This is a genomic window from Paractinoplanes polyasparticus (assembly GCF_019710575.1).
Classification (GTDB): domain Bacteria; phylum Actinomycetota; class Actinomycetes; order Mycobacteriales; family Micromonosporaceae; genus Actinoplanes; species Actinoplanes polyasparticus.
The window spans coordinates 79019-97202 of record NZ_JAHWFK010000057.1; the positions used below are offsets into that span (position 1 = coordinate 79019).

Annotated in this window: 9 protein-coding genes; 3 read left to right on the plus strand and 6 right to left on the minus strand. The window is 66.2% G+C overall.

Features of this window, described 5'->3' with window-relative positions; genetic code table 11:
* Positions 1–513: 513 nt before the first annotated feature.
* The 3 genes from KXC43_RS53010 to KXC43_RS42990 all read right to left on the minus strand — a co-directional run bounded on the left by KXC43_RS53010 (position 514) and on the right by KXC43_RS42990 (position 13420).
* Positions 514–7401 carry a polymorphic toxin-type HINT domain-containing protein gene (locus KXC43_RS53010; protein WP_221382037.1) on the minus strand — a complete coding sequence of 2296 codons (6888 nt, stop codon included), beginning with the start codon at positions 7399–7401 and terminating at the stop codon, positions 514–516.
* A gap of 46 nt (positions 7402–7447) precedes the next feature.
* A complete protein-coding gene (locus tag KXC43_RS42985; protein WP_221382038.1) occupies positions 7448–11797 on the minus strand; it encodes an NIDO-like domain-containing protein in 4350 nt (1449 codons plus the stop codon).
* A gap of 829 nt (positions 11798–12626) precedes the next feature.
* Positions 12627–13420, minus strand: a protein-coding gene (locus KXC43_RS42990; RefSeq protein ID WP_221382070.1) for an IS5 family transposase whose coding sequence is annotated in 2 segments (ribosomal slippage) — positions 12627–13090 and positions 13090–13420 — 795 coding nt in all. Because the reading frame shifts where the segments join, the coding sequence is not laid out codon by codon here.
* A gap of 173 nt (positions 13421–13593) precedes the next feature.
* On the opposite strand from KXC43_RS42990, the gene KXC43_RS42995 reads away from it, so the two are divergent.
* Genes KXC43_RS42995 through KXC43_RS43005 form a run of 3 tightly spaced genes read left to right on the plus strand, consistent with a single transcriptional unit; the run spans position 13594 to position 15598 of the window.
* Complete coding sequence (locus KXC43_RS42995) at positions 13594–14295, plus strand: IS5 family transposase (protein ID WP_255645790.1); 702 nt, start codon at positions 13594–13596, stop codon at positions 14293–14295.
* Positions 14256–14546 carry an AbrB/MazE/SpoVT family DNA-binding domain-containing protein gene (locus tag KXC43_RS43000; protein ID WP_221382039.1) on the plus strand — a complete coding sequence of 97 codons (291 nt, stop codon included), beginning with the start codon at positions 14256–14258 and terminating at the stop codon, positions 14544–14546. Before KXC43_RS42995 ends, KXC43_RS43000 begins: the two co-directional genes overlap by 40 nt.
* The gene (locus KXC43_RS43005) at positions 14543–15598 is read left to right on the plus strand and encodes a tyrosine-type recombinase/integrase (RefSeq protein WP_255645791.1); all 1056 of its coding nucleotides are present in this window, start codon (positions 14543–14545) and stop codon (positions 15596–15598) included. Before KXC43_RS43000 ends, KXC43_RS43005 begins: the two co-directional genes overlap by 4 nt.
* An 826-nt stretch (positions 15599–16424) precedes the next feature.
* Here KXC43_RS43005 and KXC43_RS51895 read toward each other — a convergent pair.
* From KXC43_RS51895 to KXC43_RS51905, 3 genes are all read right to left on the minus strand, one after another.
* On the minus strand, positions 16425–16652 hold the full coding sequence (locus KXC43_RS51895) for a hypothetical protein (RefSeq protein ID WP_255645792.1): 228 nt from the start codon (positions 16650–16652) through the stop codon (positions 16425–16427).
* Positions 16653–16789: 137 nt separating this feature from the next.
* Positions 16790–17461: a site-specific integrase gene (locus KXC43_RS51900; RefSeq protein WP_255645793.1), complete on the minus strand. Its 672-nt coding sequence runs from the start codon at positions 17459–17461 to the stop codon at positions 16790–16792.
* Entirely contained in the window at positions 17454–17903 is a 450-nt protein-coding gene (locus KXC43_RS51905) for a hypothetical protein (protein WP_255645794.1), read from the minus strand. The genes KXC43_RS51900 and KXC43_RS51905 overlap by 8 nt, the downstream gene beginning before the upstream one ends.
* Positions 17904–18184 lie beyond the last annotated feature (281 nt).

Consider the following 18184-nt stretch of genomic DNA (forward strand, 5'->3'; position numbering starts at 1 on the left):
TTCCTTGTTCGATGGGCTGATGGTGTCCGAACCTCGGCCCTCGATCCGCGGGTGATTACGAAGGCGCTATCGCGCACGCCGTAACAGGTCCACCCCGCCCTCCCCCATAACAAGAGGGTGCGCAATCCTGACCCAGTGGGCCTGACTATCAAGCGATTTCAGTAGCGCTTGGGTCGTTCGGGCGCTAATTTGCACCGCTTGACGGGGAGCCAGGCCAGCGGCTGCCACCACCTCGCGTAGGTCGGCGGCCACGTAGGAAGAGTTCTCGGGCGTCGGACGACTCACGCTGACGATCACGTTTCCCTCGTCCAAGGTGATCGAGTAATCAAAACCGGAGCCATCGTATTCCACGCTCGGAGCCAGCCAATTTGACGCAACAGGCCCCACCGCCCCGAACTCTTGCACCAGGAATTCGAATCGAGCACTTACCTCTTCGGCAAATGAGATTCGCTTGCCGCGCCCCATCCTGCATCAACTCCCAGATTTCTTATTACAATTTATCTCAGGAGGTCTTTACGGTTTTTTCGTAGCACGCCAGAAACCGTCGACAGTCTCTTCAATACTAAAGCCCTTTCCGCTTAGGTAATTCAGCTCTCGCCCAAACACGTTCCCTCCGGAGAAGCGCTTGCTGAACGGGTCTGACACGAACTTGATTTCGTCGCCCCGATCGATCGCGTCGTCGATAAAACGTTTGTTGCGTGTCCAGTTCCAACGACCTGTCCCCTTACCCCAGGCAATCTCACCCTTAAGCGTGTAACCGCTTCTCATTGCTCCGCGAACATTGAGTACATTGAAATCTTGAGTCGGGTTGGCTTTGACATGTGTTCTGATATCCCGGCTTGTTCCCAGAAGCGTGGTCCCACAGTTATGGACAAGGATCGGAGTCTCGCCGGCAAGTACATAGTACGTGTGGGTGGCGTCGACGGTGAGGTCGTACATCGTGCTGACGCCGGTGTAGGTCTTGACGGCGGCCACTGTGCGGGTGGTGCGGATCGAATTCAGCTTGTCGCCGGGGTTCAGGTCGCCGGCATCGGTCCACTTCTGTTTGCTGCTGTTCCAAATGGGATGATGCCGGGTTGTCTGAATTACGTTGCGGGCGCCGTTGTTCTCGATCGTCAGGTCGGTGAGGGCGGTGTCCTGGTGGACGTGGACCTTCGTGACAGTCCGGACGTAGCGTTTGCCGCTGATCGGGTCAGTGGCGACGACCTTGTCACCGATCTTGACTGCAGCGATCGGCTTGGCCGTGCCGTCGGCCATCAGGACCAGCGTTGCCGCGGCAAAGCTGTGCGTTGGACAGCTCGCCGACGGCGCTCTCGCCGCGCCTTCGTCTGCGGCACCGGCGGCCGATTTAGCGGCTGACTTGCTGAACCCGCCGCGGGTCAAGCCGCTAGCGATGCTGCTGGCTTCTTTTTTCACTGCTGCTGTGCCTGCGTTGGCGGCGGCTTTCGCACCGGCACCGGAGGCCAAGGATCTGATGCCTGCTTTGACGCCTTGGCCGGCGATGGAGGTGACGCCGCCGGTGAATCCACCGATCACAGCACCGAGGGCGCCGTTCTTGGCTAGCCCGCCCCAGCTGAAGTTGCCCTTGTGCTCGACTTTCGTTTCGATCGCGTACTGGACCATGCTGGCGACCGCGCCGGCTGCGGCGCCGCAGGCGACTGCGCCGACCCCGGTGATGCCGATAGCGGCTCCACAGCCGATGCCGACGGCAGCTCCGACAACGCCTCCGATGACTGCGGCTTTGTTGTCGTCGAGCCAGTTACCGGACTTGCACAGCCAGTTGCATTTCTTCTTCTTCTTTGTCGGTTCCGAGGGCGGGGGCGGATCTTCCTGGGGTTTCGGTGATTCGGTGTGGCCGCCTTCGGGACGGGTACCGCCGCCGCCGGGTTCTCTGGCGATCAGGCCGGAAGGGTCGGAGTGGACGATCGGGCTGTTGACCGCGTAGGCGTAGCCCTCGAACGACTGCGGATCAGAAGCGTTGAACAGCGGGTCGATCGAGATGAACCGGCCCAAGGCTGGGTCATACTCGCGGGCGCCGAGATGCGTCAGTCCGGTCAAGTCTGCGGTGCCACCGACGAAACCTTTGGTGTTTCCCCAGGCTGCTGCAGTCCCGCGGGGTGCGCCGAAGGGGGTTTGTCGGCGGATGGTTTCGGCGAGGGTTTTCTCGTCGACCATCACGTTCTGGGTGCCTTGGTGGTCGTTGAACAGCCAGGTGACGCCTTGAGCGGTGCGCTGGGCGACCGTGCTGTCGCCGAATTCGTAGTAGCGGGTGCAGCTGGTCTTGGCGGTGCTGTTGGTGTACCGCAGTTCTTGGTTGCCGAGGTAGAGGGTGCGGCCGGTGGTGTCGCGGCTGATCAGCCGGTTGCCGTCGGCGTCGTAGAGGTACGTGGTGCTGCCGGCGGCGTCGGTGACCGATTGCAGGTGGCCTTCGGCGTCCCATTGCAGGGTTTGGGTGCCGTTAGGCCCGGGTCGGGTTTTGGTGTTGCCGGCGCCGTCGTAGCTGTAGGTGGCTGTTTTCGTGCCGGTGTTGTCGATGGTGGTGGCGCTGCGCAGGATGTGCGGTTGGCCGGTGGTCGGCTCGTTCGCGGTGGTGTCGGCGTAGCGGTAGTTGGTGGTGACGTCGCCCTTGGCGGTGTTGTGGTCGACCAGCTTCGAGCGGGCACCGCCGGGAGTGTATGTGTAGGTGTGCCAGTACGGTGCGACCCCGCCGAGCCCGGCGTTGGTCGGCGACGGTTCGCAGTCGTTCTGGGCGGGCGTCCATGCCTCTTGCAGCCGTTGGTATCGGTCGTAGGTGAAGCATTGGATGTCGGTGTAGTTGCCGCCGGTGGGGGTGTCGGCGATTTTGGTGACGTTGCCGGCGTCGTCGTAGGTGTAGTGCTGGTCGGTGACGGTGTTAGGGGCTAGGCCGTCACGGTGGACGCTGATCTGGTTGAGCCGGCCGGTGGTCTGGTCGGTTTCGAGTGAGACGTAGGCGGGTTTGCCGACGCCGCTGTAGAGGCCGGTGTACAGCTTGTACTGGGTGGTGTGCGCGAGGGCGTCGTATTGGGCGTTGGAGACGATGCTGCTCTGGGCCTGGGTGCCGTAGTTGTTGGTCAGGGTGAGCGGCTGGTCCTGGTTGGTGTAGGTGTAGCGGACCGTTTCCTGCAGCAGGTCACCACTGGCCGGATAGGTGACGGCGCTGATGCTGCCGTCGGGGTTGTAGCCGGTGTCGTACTCGTAGGTGCCCCCGATGCCGGGCTCGCTGTCCGCGATCGTGACTTTGCTGGTGGTGGGCCGGTATTGCTGGTCGTACACCCGGGTGGCGGTGATGTATTCCTTGCCGGAGTCGATCCGGGTGGCCTGGAACGGCTGGCCCTTGACCTTGGTGGTGGTGCCGTAGAAGAGGGCGCTGTCGTAGTCCCATTGGGCGAGTTGCCCGCCCGCGACGGGACTGCTGCCTTTCCACAGCGCGATTTTGCGGTCCAGGTCGTCGTACTTGTATGTGAGCCACTGCTGGTTGGCGTTACGGGTGCCGGTGACCCGGCCGAGGTCGTCGTAGGTAGTGAGACTTTCCCCGCCGTCAGGATCGAGGCTGCTGGTTTTGCGGCCCCGCAGGTCGTAGGTGTAGGTCCATTTGTGCTTGTCGGGGCCGGTGACCGAGGCGAGCAGGCCTTTGCTGTTGTACGCGTAGTCGGTCTGGGCGTAGTCGGTGCCGGTGGGGGTGCGGGTCGGGTACTGGCGCAGCTGGATGGTGCGTCCGCGGGCATCGACCCAACTGGAGGTTCCGGTAGCGCCCTGCGGTGGGGTGACGTCGGTGTGGTCGCCGCCGTAGGCGGTGGTGGTGCGCCACTTCTCGACGCTCTTGGGTTGGAAGATGGAGGCGGTGGGGCGTCCGGCCCGGTCGTAGACGGTGGCGGTCTGGTTCGGTACGTCCTGCTGGGTCAGTGGTTTGGCCAGATCAGTGCCGGGGGTGCCGGTCTTGTCCCAGTAGGCGCCGTAGCTCAGCGATTCGCGGCCGGCGGTGTCGTAGAAGGTGTCGCTGAGGATGCGCCCGCCGGAGGGCGACATGGTCTGGGTTTGCCGGGTGCGGAGCAGGCCGTCGTAGAGGGTGTAGGACTTGGTGACCCCGCCCTCGGGGTTGAGGTGCTTGGTGGTCACCGCGTTCACGCCGTTGGTGCGGATCAGGTAGTCGTAGCCGATGTCCGGGTCGGCGTTCGGGCTGGGAGTACGGCCTGGATTCCAGACTTTGGTGAGTCGGCCGAGGCCGTCGTACTCGAGTTCGGTACGCAGCAGGTTGACGTCGATGGTGGCGGTGGCCAGTCCCCAGGCGGGTTCGACGATGGCCGTGGTGGTCCAGCCCAGCGGGTTGGTGTCGATGGTCTGGACCACCGGTCCGGTCGTGCTCGGGGTGTAGCTGGTCTTTGAGATCCGGCCCAGGGTGTCGGAGGACTCGAGGGAGCGTCCGAGCTCGTCGTAGCTGGTCTCGGTGAGTTTGGTGTAGGTGGGGCTGCCGCCGTTGTAGGCGCTCATCTGTTCGGTCTTGGTGAGGTCGCCGAGGCTGGGGGCGACGCCGTAACCATGTTTGTCGTAGTAGCTGCGGGCGTCGCCGATCACTTGGGTGTCGGTTAGTCCACCGCCGGTTGCTGTGGCGCAGTCGACCGCGAACGTTTCTAGCCGGTGGGGCAGGTTGAGCAGCCACGCTGTGGTGTTGCGCGGTTCGAAGGTGGTCTTGGTGCACTGTTCGTCGCCAGTGACGGCTTCGTCGCCGTAATCGTCCTCGCGAACGGTCATCCCGTAGTCGTCGAAGGTGCTCTTGGTGTACGTGGTTCGCGTCCACGGGGCGTGGTCGAGGGTGACCCGGGACCGGGTCCCCTGGGTCTGGACGAACCGGGCATGCGTGGTGACGTCACCGATTTTGCGGGTCGCCGTGGGTTCCGACTGCCATGGGTCCTGGAGCATGCCGGAGACCTCGGCGCCGCCTCTACCGAGAAGGACCCGGCTTTCGCGGACCATGCCGGCGTAGACGTCGAGGTCGGGCGTCGAGCCACCTTGCGAGTCCGGGACCGACGCGGGGCGGGTGCTGTCCTTGCTCAGGTAGTCGCCGTGCATGCCGCGGAAGTAGGTGGATTCGGTGTAGGTCTGCTCGCCGGGGTCGCCGACGGTGACGCCGACCTTTTGGTAGCCGCGCCACACGTTCCATGTTTTGGCGTCGTCGGGGATCAGGCCGTCGTCGTCGGCGTAGTGCCAGGCCGGGGTGCCGAGATAGTCGTAGTGGCGCAGCACGCGGGGGGCGCCGCCGGTGCGGTCGGTCTCGGTGACGTCGTTGACGACGTACTTGTTGAAGTAGTCGGTCTGTTTGGGGAATCCGGGTGGCGCCCAGCGCACCGGGTAGCAGCGCATGGTGTTGTTCTTGGCGTCGGTGGGCACCGCCGTCCCGGCCTTGCAGTCGGACTCGAGGTAGTCGACATGGATGACGGCGCCGGTCTCGGTGTTGATGTCGGTCAGGCGGCGCCAGTTCATCGCCGGTGCGTTGTCGACGGCGTCGACCCGGTTGGGGTAATTGCGGCCGGCGAAGGTCACGTCGGGCAGGCTGGTCGGGGTGGCGCCGACCAGTCCGTCGTGCTGCACCTTGTCGAGCCACAGCCCGGCGCGGGTGGTGTCTTCCGGGTCGGGGAAGGAGTGGCTCAGAGTCCACTTCTCGACGTCGCGGAACTTCCCGGTGAGCGCGGCGTAGGTGCTGGTCGTGATGGTGGTGAGCCGCCGGGTGGTCCAGAACGACGGCATCCACACGTCACAGCTGGTGGCCGAGCAGCTCAGGTCCCACGGGGTGTCCGGCCATTGCGGGTCATCATGGGTGGTGCAGTCGGACAGGCACCGGTCGACGTAGGTGAAGTCGACGCGGGCGGCGCCGTGGCCGGTGAAGACGGTGTCTTTGCCGGTGGTCAGGTTGGGTTCGACGCGGGTGCCGTAGACGATGTGGTCGACCTGACCGCTACGGGTGTACGGCTGGATCTTGTCGGTGGCGATCGACTTGTAGTTGTTGGTGGCAGTCTCGTACCAGTACGACATGGTGTTGCCGTGCGGGTCGACGACGTAGTCGAGGTTCCACCGCCAGGCGCGTTTGCACATGGACGCGGCGAAGGTGGTCTCGTTGCAGGGTTCGCCTTTGTGGTTGCCGAAGACCGGGACGGTCCATGCCGAGTCGGTGGTGGCGCCGCTGGTCCAGCCGGGCAGCTTGTTACGGCCGAACCAGTACTGGGTGCCGTTGGTGGAGGTGACGACCCACCACTCCCCCTCGGCGGCGCCGTTGTCGGCACCGGTCCGTCGTTCGATCTTCGACCCGTCGTCGTTGCGCAGGTGCCACCGGTTCGATTCACCGGCTTCCTTGATCAGCTCACCGCCGCTGCCGTTGAGGCTCATGGTGGCGTTGTTGGTGACCCAGCACTGGTCGTCGGCGTTCTTGACGGTGGTACCGGAATTGTTGCCGCCGTCGGTGTCGTCGCTGCACGGCTTGAACCGGCGTTCAATGAAGCCACCGACGCCCATCTCGAAGCCCTCACCGATCTCGGAGGGCTGGTTGTTCGACGCCGCCATCCGCCCATCGACCGATTGAGACGAGTAAGCAAGTTCGACGGTGGGTTCCGGCCCACCCATCGCCGGAGGCACCCGCATCGGGAACGACCAGGAGAAGTTGCCCGACGCGCCGCCAGCACTCCAGGTTCCCGACGACTTGAGAGTGGTCGCGCCGAAGTTACCGGTGGACCCGGACGGCGCGCCGCTTAGCGCCAGCAATTGTGAGCTGCCGGTGAGGCTTACCTCCGCCGACACCTGTTTGGTCTTGGCGTTGTTGCGGGTCGGCAGCGGGGTGCCGGCGCATTGCGGTTTCTGCGGGGTGCTCAGCGCGCAGTCGGGCAGCTTGACCAGCTGAAGCCGGTTGGCCCAGTCACCCCCGAAGGCGGTGGCGAACGGACGGTAGTCGACGGTGACCGCAGCCGGGGCTGTGGTGGTGGCGCCGTCGGCGCGGCTCGCCGTGAACAGCAGGCCGCGCACGCCGGCGCGGGCGGACGCCTCCTGGTCCAGGACGTCGACCTGCATCGTGGCCGGCGCTGCGGCAGCGCGGGTGGCGGTGCCGGTCGCCGCTTTCAGCATGAAAGTGGTGCCGGTTGCGCCGAGCGCGACGTGCTGGCGGCCGGCGGCCGGCCACACGGGTGCGGGTCGGGCACTGGCTTGCCGGGAGGTGTCGCTGGCTGGGGGGAGGGCGGCGACGGTGGTGACGGGAACGGCGGGTTTTTCGGCCGGTTTGGGTGGGGTGTAGGGGTCGGCCTTCTCGGCCCAGGCCGGTTGTTGCGACATGGTGACGGTGAGCGTGGCCGTCACCGCCAACGCCAACGCCTTGGTGAGGCGGGACGAGGGGTGTTTCACCGAGGACCTCCACAAGGTTCGGGGCGAGGCTGGGCGCGGGGTCATATCAAGACGCAGGGGGCGGGGAGAAGGTGACGGTCTTACCGGCGCGAAGGCCTTTGCCGTCCTCGTAGTACTGAACCGAGTTGTATTCGGTGCCCCAGTAGTAGATTTCGGCGTCCTTGCTGGTGGCGGCCCGGTCGGGCAGGTTGCGGGCGTTGGCGGTGATCGAGCTGTTCTCGTCGAGGATCAGCTGCAGGTCGGTGCGGTCGGGCAGACCGGTCAGGGCGACGTTGCGCCATTCGATGACCAGTTGCCGGTTCGGTGCGCTGCCCAGGCTCTTGGTGTGCACCGTTGTCTGGTCGTCGACGATGGGGTCGGCGGCGGGCCAGATCTGCATACCACCGCCAACGGCCGGGTCGGCGGGGTCGGCGGGGTCGGCGGGGTCGCTGAAGGAGATGGCACCCCAGTTCTGCACGGTGACGCCGGTGAAGGCGTGGCCGTAGAAGGAGACCGGGAACGGCAGCGGGATCGGTTTTTCGTAGCCGTCGCCGAAGTCAACAGCGGTGTCGGCGGGGATCCAGCTGGCGGTGCTGAGCGCGCACCGGTTGCCGAAGGTGTCAGTGGCGGTTTCGAGGCCCCGCTCGGCGGTGATGTTCCCGTCGATATTGAAGCCGGGGTCTTCGAAGTCGTTGCAGCCTAGTGCCGCATAGAAGTTGTAGTCGCCGTTCTCGACCTCACCGAAGTCGAAGAAGCCACCTTCGTCGGCTGTCGTGGCGCGCTCTTCGAGCCACACGCGGGCGCCGGCCTGGGGGCTACCGCCCGGGTCGAGGATGAACCCGTTCAGAGAGCCGGTGATGCTGGCGATCGGCTCGTCCGGGGCGGCGAAGGTGACGGCGGTACCGGAGGTCAGAGCGGGCTCTTGGAAGACGTACTGCGGGCCGTAGTTGCCTCCGGGGCTGGTGATGCCGACGGCAGTGTCGGAGCCCTTGGCCCGGTCGTCAGTCAGGCCGGCGTAGTTGAAGGTGACGTCACCGTCGGGGGCCAGCGAAACCTCGAAGCTGACCCGGCTGGAGGTGCCGGCGATCAGGGCGTTGCGCCATTCCACGACGAACCGCTGGTCGGTGCCGGAACCGGTCGCCGTCGTCCACACGCTGGCCGAAGCGTCGACGGTGAGGTCGCTCAGGAACGGCGCGAGCGCGGCGGTCGGCGCGTTGTGCCGGTCGGGCAGGCTCACCCCGTTGTACTGGTCGCGGCCGGCGGGGTCCTTGAACGAGACGAACCCATTGGTGGACACCCACAGGTTGCTATAGGTGCTGCCGTAGTACGGGACGGTGAACGGTAGCTGCGGTATCTGCACGATTTGGTCGTCACCGGTCAGCGGGAGCCGGGTGGTGCCCTGCACGAAGGGTGCGGTGGCGGTGTGGCAGACGTAGCCGAAGGTGTCGGCCTCCGGCGCAATCATCAGATCCCGCTTGGTGTCGCCGTCGATGAGGATGTCGCGTTCGGCTCTCGCGGAGGCGCATCCGACGTCACCGTTGTCGGCGGCCAGATTGTAGGTGTTCTCCTCGATCCCGGTGAAGCTGTACTCGCCTTTGGCGTTAGTGGTCCGGCTCAGATCGCCGGGTGTCAGCGTGACCGTGATACCTGCGAGAGGCTCGCCGGTGATGCCGTCGGTGACCTCGCCCGTGAGCGCGACCGGTGTCTCCACGAACACCTCATGGGTAGTGATCGTCGAGGTGAGCCCGGCGGCGTCGAGGGCCTGGATGAACAGGTCGGTGGGGCCGGTATCGGTTGCCGAGACCGGGATGGACAGCGTCTTGGCGCCGCCAGGATCGATGGTCACCTGCTGCGCCTGGCCGGTGGCACCCAACTGGTAACGCACGGCGGTGACCGTGGTGTCACCGCCGGCGTCGACGGTCACCGACAAGTTGCGCCCCGCATAGACCTTGTTGCCCGTGGTTGCTGGGAAGGTGACCAGCGGCGCGTTCGGGCGCTTCAGGTTGGTGAACTCCATCTCGCTGGTGTTGACCACCCGCCCGTACACGCGGACGTCGTCGATCGCACCGGCGAAGTAGCCGGCCGCGGCACCGGCCTGCATGCCCCGTCCGATCGTCACCGGTTTGGCCGAGTCGAACGCGGCGGTCGCGGTGGCCGTGGCAGTCTGCAGGGTGCCATTGACATACAGCCGCATGGCGCCGGTGGTGCTGTCGTAGGTGGCCATCAGCCGGGTCCAGGCGCCTGCGGTTGCGGTGGCGTTCGACAGGACCACCGCGGTGGCCGGGGCGTCGACGTCGGTGGAGGCAACCGCGAATCGCCACTTCTTGTCGGCGATGCTGTAGCTGAGCAGGAACGGTGAGGTGCGGGTGCCGTTCTGCGCCACGATCACCCGCTGACCGGTTCCCGTCGTGCTATCCAACCGGACCGTGGCGGCCAGGGTGAAGCTCTGGTTCGGGTGCAGCGTGACGGTCTGCCCGGCCGAGTTGGTGGTCGTGATCGGGCCCGCGGTCGCCGCGAACGTACTCGTGCCGTTCGCTTTCAGCGCCACGCCGACCTTGCCCCGTCCGGGTTCGAAAGCGGCGCCGGTGAGGGTCGCGGTGTTGCCGTGCTCGGCATCGTCCGCGCCGGTGTTGTCGTCGAAGCTCCACCGGGCGGCCGGGCCGGCCCCGGCAGCGACCAGGAACGAATAGGTCTGCGGGTCGGAGAAGTTACCGGCCTTGTCCTTGGCCCATACCCGCAGGGTGTAAGCCCGGTCGGTTTTCGGGGTCACGCAGATCCGCACGGACCGGTCGCTGGCCGGAGCCGGGGCCTGCCCGGGCCCGGAACACGTCGTTGTCGGCGCAGCGCTCGTCACAGGGGCAGCGACCTGCGTGGCGGAGGCCGCGGACACCCCCGGGTCGAGCGAGTACGCGTACCCCGCGAAGTCCGACGGGATCGTGGCCGGCGGTTTCAACGTGAACGCGCCGGTGACACCGGCCCCGCCGTGCACCTGACCGTCTGACGGGTAGGCCGCCGAGACAGGTTTGCCCGGCGTGCCGGGTGCGGTCACGTCGACGGTGAACTCGCAGTGCGCGGGCTGGCTCGTATCAACACCGTCGCTGGCGAACGACTGCAACGCGTACGTGGTGCCGTCCGCCAAGCGCCCGGCAGGGATCTTCACCACCGCGTTGTTGCCGTGAACGATGGAACCCTGAGAGACCACGTTCGTGCCGCTGCGACCGGTGCCGACCTTCCACCAGTAGAACGTGCCCTTGAGCTGACGGCCGGTGCCGTCCGGGTCGGTCAGCTTGGCCACGACTGTCGGGGTCAGCGTCCGCGAATACTCGCGGGTGGCACCCGTCTTGCACGGCCGCTCGCCGATACTCAGCACCTTGGGCGGGTCCGGGTACGAGTTGTATTCGACGGTCAGCTTCGCGGTGCCGGCATCGAATTTCTTCCAGCTGCCCACGCTGGACTCGTTCGACACCCGCAACCCCAGCGTCAACGTGCTCGAGGTACCCCCGGCCGCTTTTCGCACAGCGGTGGTCATTCCCCATTCGGTATGCCGCCGCTGTCGGTCGTAGGCCTGGCTGGTGGCTGACGCAACCACAGGTCCCCAACTCGAGGCGTTGTTTGACCACTTGGTGGCCGAACTGATTGCACCGGTGACCCGCACCTCAGTCGCGGTAGCGGTACCGTTGTATGAATACAGGGTGTCCATCGACAGGATTGCCCTGGTGATGTGCTTCTTCATCACGGTGCCGAGCCCGAACGAGAACAACGATCGGTAGATCATCGTCTGCGGGGTCGTGGTGTATCCGACCTTCGCGCATTGAGCCGACTCGTGCGGCTTCGGGCAATCCGAACGGTCGAAACTCCAGTACGACTGATCAGGGAACCGACTGTTGATCATCGTCCACGCCGAGCGAGTGATCGCCCGGCTGGCGTAGACCGGAAAAGTCGTCGCTGTACTGTGCAGCATCGCCGCATCCGGACGGACGATCAGCTGCTTACCGTCGAGCTCGACCGGCATCACTGCCGTTCGCCGGCCGGGGCCTTCCCGGGGCGACGCGTTGCTGGGCCCGGACTTGCGCGCATCCTGCCCGGGTTTGCTCGAGTCCCACATCATGGGCGCGCCTGATGCGAACAGCAGCCTGCCGCCGGTCTTGACCGCGGTCAGCTCCCCCGCGGCGCTTTGGCGTAGCTCGAGACCTTTGGTCTCGGAGGAGAATCGGACCGTTGACAGGTCCGGGTTCTTGGCCGCCTTGGCGTTCTTGACGACCAGGACCTCGGAGAAGCCCTCGACCTGCGCGGTCAGCACCAGGTCGACGCCGGGCAGCACCTCCCGGTAGGTGGCAGTAGCGCCGGCAACCACCGGGGGCGGCAGGGTTCCGGGCCAGGTGAGGCTGAGCTCGGCGGCCTCCGCGCCGATAGTCACCGCTGCGCTGTTCCCTCCCCCGGAGAACGACACGTCCAGAGCCGCCGCGGCCGGCTCGAACCGGCCGCTACCGTCGGATCGCAGCGTCGCGTCCGGCTTTATCCAGCGTCCCGCGGGATCTTTTACTCGCTGGACGACGGCTGCCGTCTCAGCCGTCAGCGTCCCGCTTGCGTTGGCGAAGACCTGCGTCCGCTCGTCGCGCGCCGAGGCAACTTCGACTCTCCCGTGACAGGCTGCGGCGGCCTGCACGGCGGCGGCTTCGTCGGGAGCATTGGTCGGACAGGGTGTCGGTGGTGCCGCCGACACTGGGCCGGTGGCCACGAAGACGCTGGCCGTAGAGGCCATCAAGACAGCCAATCCGGCTGCCTGGACCCGATTTTGGGCGTGTTTGAACCACGCGCGACCACGCGACATCGACGCCTGCCCCCGTTCGAGTGATGATCAGGCCACGAAGGGTAAGCAGACTGAGTGATCGCTGTAAATAAAGGTGAACATGAATGTTGCTTGCCTTAGATCAAGTCATAATGCGCAAGCCACCCAACCAGCACCGATGCGGACATGTGTGGCCTAGGTCACACATGGCAGCGCGTCCACACTGCCGGTGCGCCACCCGTCAGCGGCGGCCCGGATGCAGGCACCGACCCGCCGAGGCCATGGTTGCCCTCAACGATCAGGATCAACCAACCGCCTACAGCCGCAGCTCGGCCGTCCGCGCGAGAAGAACGGCAATGCCGCCCGCGAACGATAACGGCACTTGCACGCGGCATGACGAAAGTACTGCCTGACGCTCGGGGCCCACGGCGAAAGTGCCCGAGGACGCTTAGAACTCCTAACTCTTTGAGTGGTGCAGGCGGCGCCAGCAGATCAGGGCGCAGCCGAGTTTGAGCAGGGCTTCGTGGATGTCGTCGCGGATCTCCCAGCGGATCCGCAAACGGCGGAACCAGTGCAGCAAGGCGAAGCTCTGCTCCACGACCCAGCGCAGCTTGCCCAGCCCGGAGCCGTGCTCGGTGCCACGGCGGGCAATCACCGGAGTGATGCCGAGGTCCCGGACCAGGGCGCGGTACTTGTCGTGGTCGTAGCCGCGGTCGGCGTAAACCTTCGGTGCCCGGCTGCGGGGCCGTCCGCGTCTGCCGCGGATCGGCGGGATTGCTTGCAGCAATGGGATGAGTTGGGTGACATCGTTGCGGTTACCGCCGGTCAGCAGCACCGCCAACGGGACACCGCCGGCGTCGGTGATTAAGTGGTGCTTGGAGCCCAGCCGGCCGCGGTCTACTGGACTCCGGCCGGTTTTGGGCCGCCCTTGAGCGCCCGGACATGACTGGAATCGACCACCGCCCGCGACAGATCCAGCTTCCCGGCGGCGCGGAGTTCGGCGAGCAGGACTTCGTGCAGGCGTTGCCAGACACCGGCGTTGTTCCAGTCGCGCAAGCGTCGCCAGCAGGTCATGCCGCAGCCGAAGCCCAGCTCGTTGGGCAGCCATTCCCAGCGGATGCCGGTGAACAAGACGAACAAGATGCCGCACAACACTTTGCGGTCATCGACAGGCCGGCGACCAGGACCCGAACGAGCCGGCTGCTTCGGTAGCAGCGGCTCGATCCGGGCCCAGAGGTCGTCATCGACCAGCCAGGGCTGGGGTCGCGCTTCCTCATGTCACCGACAACGGCCGACCAAAAGATCAAGTCATGCCGATGCACCCGATTGAGTTAGGAGTTCTTAGAGGGCGTCTGATCCTCTAAGGGGATAGTTCACGTTTGTGCACGTCATCGGGCCTGGACGCTCGTTGGTCCGGCATGGGGATGGAGCGACGTCCATATCGGTCGGATCTGTCGGATGCCCGGTGGGCGTTGATCGAACCGGTCCTGACACGGTGGCGGTCGGGGAGAACCGGCCTGGGGATCCACCAGCCGACCCATGATTTGCGGGAGATCGTGAACGCGATCTTCTATGTCACGCGCACCGGCATCGCGTGGGAGTATCTGCCGCACGACTTCCCGCCGGCGAAGACGGTCTACGACTACTACGCCAAGTGGGAGAAGGACGGCACCACGCAACAGATCCACGATCTGCTCCGTCATCGGCTCCGCGAAGCGCATGGCCGTGACCGCCTCCCGAGCGCCGCGGTCATCGACACGCAAAGCGTCAAAACCTCCTGCAACGTAAGGGAATCCGAGCAAGGCATCGACGCCGCGAAGAAGATCAAGGGACGCAAGCGGCACATCGTCACCGACACTCTCGGGCTATTGCTGGCCGTCGTGGTCACCGCCGCGTCCGTGTCGGACACCGCCGCCGGCAAGGACCTGCTCGGCGTCGTGGCGGCCGAGCATCCCCGGGTCAGCAAGGTGTGGGTCGACGGCGGTTATCAAGCTGCTGCCTGGCGGTACGGAGCTCAGCACGGCATCGACGTCGACGTGGTCACCCGTGCTCGAGCGGAGAAAGGCTTCCGGGTCCTGCCACGCCGATGGGACGGCTGGCGGACCGGTCCCCGATCATCGCCCTAGGCTGGCGGGCCTGCCAACCGGTCGCCCTGACCATCGGCGACGAACACCTCGTCGTCGACCGGGCGGTCGACGGCAGGCGCAAGCTCACCGGGCAAGGCTTCCTGCGACTGCCCGCCGCGATCCGGCACCACTATCGCATCCGGACCGGCGACCGGTTGCTCGTTGCCGCCTGCCCCGACGCTGATCGCGTGATCATCTGTACGCACGCGTTTCTCGACGCCATGCTCGACGAGATCGTGGGTAGACGATGACGGACCCGACGCCGCGTTCGGGCGGGCCGGACGGTGACGAGCTGCAGGCCCTGCGGCTCCTGCTCGATCGGCTCGGCGTCAGTCCTGCGCAACTGCTCGGGCAGACAGTGCGAACGGCGACGAAGATGCCGACGTTCGACGAGTACATCCCGCACGTGTCAGCGGCCGTCAGCGAAGGCAGCCGCCGGCTATACGGCACTTACTGGCGGAAGATCAGCCAGGAATGGGGTGGCCGGCGACTCGACGAGCCGACACCGTCGCAGATCAAACAGCTGTCCGAACGGACCCGCCACACCGTCGTCCATCGGCGCAATGCTCGAGGTGGACGGGGCGCCGCCGAGCACCTCATCTCCGCGATCCGATGCCTCTACCAACATGCGGTCGCCGACCGGCTGATCGACGCCGCGGACAACCCAGCGATGCGGGTGGCCAAACCACGCCGCCTGGCCAGCACCCGCCGGGCTCTGCCCGAGCACCGGCTGACCGAGATCATCAATACTGCCGCCACCACGGGCGACGACCCTGACCTCGACACACTCATCCTGCGGCTGCATCTGGAGACCGGATGCCGCAGGGGCGGTGCGCTTGCTCTGCGGCGAGGCGACCTCGATCCCGCCCAGTGCCTGATCCAGCTGCGCGAGAAGGGAGAGACCATCCGGTGGCAGCCGGTCTCCCCCACCCTCATGCAGGCTCTCCTTGAGCACGCCGAACATCGTGGCGGCGGCGACCAGGTCCTGCGCTACCGCACCGGCCGGCCCATCACCCGCCGTCGCTACGACTACCTGTGGCAGCGCCTCGGCAAACACCTCAGCTGGGTCGCCACCCAGCAGGTCAGCATTCACTGGCTGCGCCACACGACGCTGACCTGGGTCGAACGCCATCACGGATACGCCGTCGCCCGCGCCTACGCCGGGCACAACAGCGGCCGCGACATCGGCGTCACGGCCACCTACGTCCGAGCCGACCTGCACGAGGTAGCGCACGCTCTTGCCGAGCTCACCGGCGAACCGCATCCCCTCGCACCACCCACACCACCGGCGACGGCCGGGTAGATCGGCACCGGTTCGCCAGCGGTGACCTATCGCGGCCGGGTGGTGCCGGGATACGTCTGGCGGCCGGTCCGGCCAGCGTCCGCCACGGTTTGACCTGTTCGAGGTCAGCCATTCGACGCCGTCTTGGCGCAGGTAGTGCTCGATGGTGCCGATGGCCGCCCAGTCCTTGAAGATTTCGCCGCAACGCAGCGTCCGGTACTGCACCTTCGCGCTCTTCTGAACGACCTCTACCCGCCACCGGCCGTCAGCGGTCGCCATGGCGTGCAGGATCTTCACGGTGCCGGCGGTCGTGCCTGATCAGGACGCTGTTCAGTAGTCCCTTGCCTTACACCCTCACGTCATTCACCAAGCCGGCGACCGTGGGCATCGGCGCCCGGTCACCCTCTCTGATCGTCACCCGACACTTCGCCAACCAAGCAGGGCAAGCCCGCGGCGGCTGCAGCCGCCGACGCGGCCGCTGACCCACCAGCCGGCCGCCTCTCGAAGCAGGTGATCATCACGCCGGACACTCCGAGAACTCTGGACAACGGGGTGCTCGACGCGCTCCGACCGGCCTGCAGCAACCGAGCCCAGCGCTCAGAGCAACTCGGTCGCCCCGGTAGGCCAAGGCATCAACCCGGCATCGCGACGCGAAATACACGCCTGTAGTTCGCTCGATCATCTTGCCGCGCAACTGGCCGGACGGCACCGTTGACAGTGGCCGGGCCGCCCGGGCCGCGGAAGCAATGCGTCACTGAAGGTCATACGCACCCACCGGCGGGCGGCCCAGCACACTGCTCGAACTGAGACGCCGACCCGCACGGGACAGCGCCGCCGCAACCAGGACTCACCCCACGGCAGATCCCAGCGGATGCGGCTCCCCGGCCAGCGCCGACAACGCGTCCGCCAGCTCCTGCATACTCGCCCGCACATACCCGGCCGTGGCACCGACGTCGCCGCTGGTGGTTTCCGCATGCCCGGCGTAAGCGCGCGCCACCGCATAGCCGAAGTTGCGCTCGACCCAGGTCAGCGTCGTGTGCCGCAACCAGTGCGTACTGATCTGCTGGGTCGCCACCCACGGCAACCGCATCCCCAGCCGCGCTCACAAATGGTCGTACCGGCGGTAACTGATCGGCCGGCCACCGCGGTAACACAGGAGCCGGCCGGTAGGCGCCGCTCCACGCTGCTCGGCATGCGCCAGCAGATGCTGCATCAGCGTCGGTGACACAGGCTGCCACCGGGGAACGTGCCACCCTTCTCCCTGAGCAGAATCAGGCACTGCTCCGCGTCGAGATCAACCGGGCGCAAACCGAGCGCGCCGCCACGACGGCACGCCGTCTCCACATGCAACCGGATCAGCAGTCCGTCGAGTTCCGGATCATCGCCACTACTCACCGCCACCTCGTAGATCGCCGACAGACGGCTGTCAGGCAGCGCCCGGCGGGTCGACGCCAGCCGTTTCGGCTTGGCGATCTTCAACGCCGGGTTCTGCGCCTCGGTCATGAAACCGTCGGCGGTGGCCCGTCGATACAGGCACCGCAAGGCGGAAATGACATGCTCCTCGGCGCTGCGCCCGCCACGGCCGTTGCGCCGCTGCACCCGGTTCGCCTTCACATCAGCAATCAGCGTGCGTATCTCCGACGCGGTGACCTGATCGATGCGCCGGGTCCCCCACCGCTCGACCGCCCGGTTCCAATAGGTGCCATAGGCCTTACGCAACCCTGGCGTCACCGACGCCGACACCAGCGGCACGTACTCGGCGAACGTCGGCGCCGCCGGACGCACCGGCGCACCGGTCGCCAGATCATCCGGTGAGATCCCCATCCGCTCCAGCAGCAACCGGGCCGCCTCGAGGGTGGACCGGTCGCTCGTCGGCTCACCCATCGACGTCGCTTCCCCACACCGCGTCGAAGACCTGGGCGACCACGTCGTCCAGCACCGCCGGCGGGTACACCAGCAGAAGACCACCCTCGGGATATGCGGCGAGCAGCACCCGGCTACCGGCCGCCAGATCGCACCACCGGCGAGCCGCGACCGGCAGATGCAGGAACCGCTGCGAGGACACCCGGAAGACACCGCGCTCATCGGCGAACACCCCGATCAGCCCACGGCTGACCCGGATGTCGAGGCGCTGCTGCGGTGTCCAGCCCAGCGCCTGCATGATCGCCCGGTCCGCGATGCGCCCTCCGGCATCGAGGGTGGACAGGCCGTAGATCGCCGACCCGGTCCGCTTCGCCGGCAGGTGCAGCAGCGTCAGCGTCGTACGGGTGACCGGCGCACCTCGCTGCTGGCCGTGGCTTGATGCACGCTCTCGTGCAATGAGCATCGGTGCCGGGGCCGCCGGAGACGACACATGGGTCATGGCAGCCACCGCCACACCGGGTTGACCGGTTCTGACCATGCCGAGGGTGAGTGATGTGCGTGGTCAGGAATACCTGACCACCAGTACGTTAGATAACGCACGGATGCGAGGATTTTGTGTCCGGAGATCGACACAAAACAATACCCATCCCATCCTGTCTACCATCATTCCACTCCAATAGCTTCACCGGAACCCCGCTCGGTCAGCTTCACCCGAGCGGGGTTCTCTCTGCCTGGGTTCGCGCG

What these genes read in the sequence shown, in the direction of transcription:
- KXC43_RS42995 (WP_255645790.1), top strand. Translation starts at nt 13,594, where the DNA reads ATGGAGCGACGTCCATATCGGTCGGATCTGTCGGATGCCCGGTGGGCG.
- KXC43_RS43000 (WP_221382039.1), top strand. Translation starts at nt 14,256, where the DNA reads ATGGGACGGCTGGCGGACCGGTCCCCGATCATCGCCCTAGGCTGGCGG.
- KXC43_RS43005 (WP_255645791.1), top strand. Translation starts at nt 14,543, where the DNA reads ATGACGGACCCGACGCCGCGTTCGGGCGGGCCGGACGGTGACGAGCTG.
- KXC43_RS51900 (WP_255645793.1), bottom strand. Translation starts at nt 17,461, where the DNA reads ATGGGTGAGCCGACGAGCGACCGGTCCACCCTCGAGGCGGCCCGGTTG.
- KXC43_RS51905 (WP_255645794.1), bottom strand. Translation starts at nt 17,903, where the DNA reads ATGCTCATTGCACGAGAGCGTGCATCAAGCCACGGCCAGCAGCGAGGT.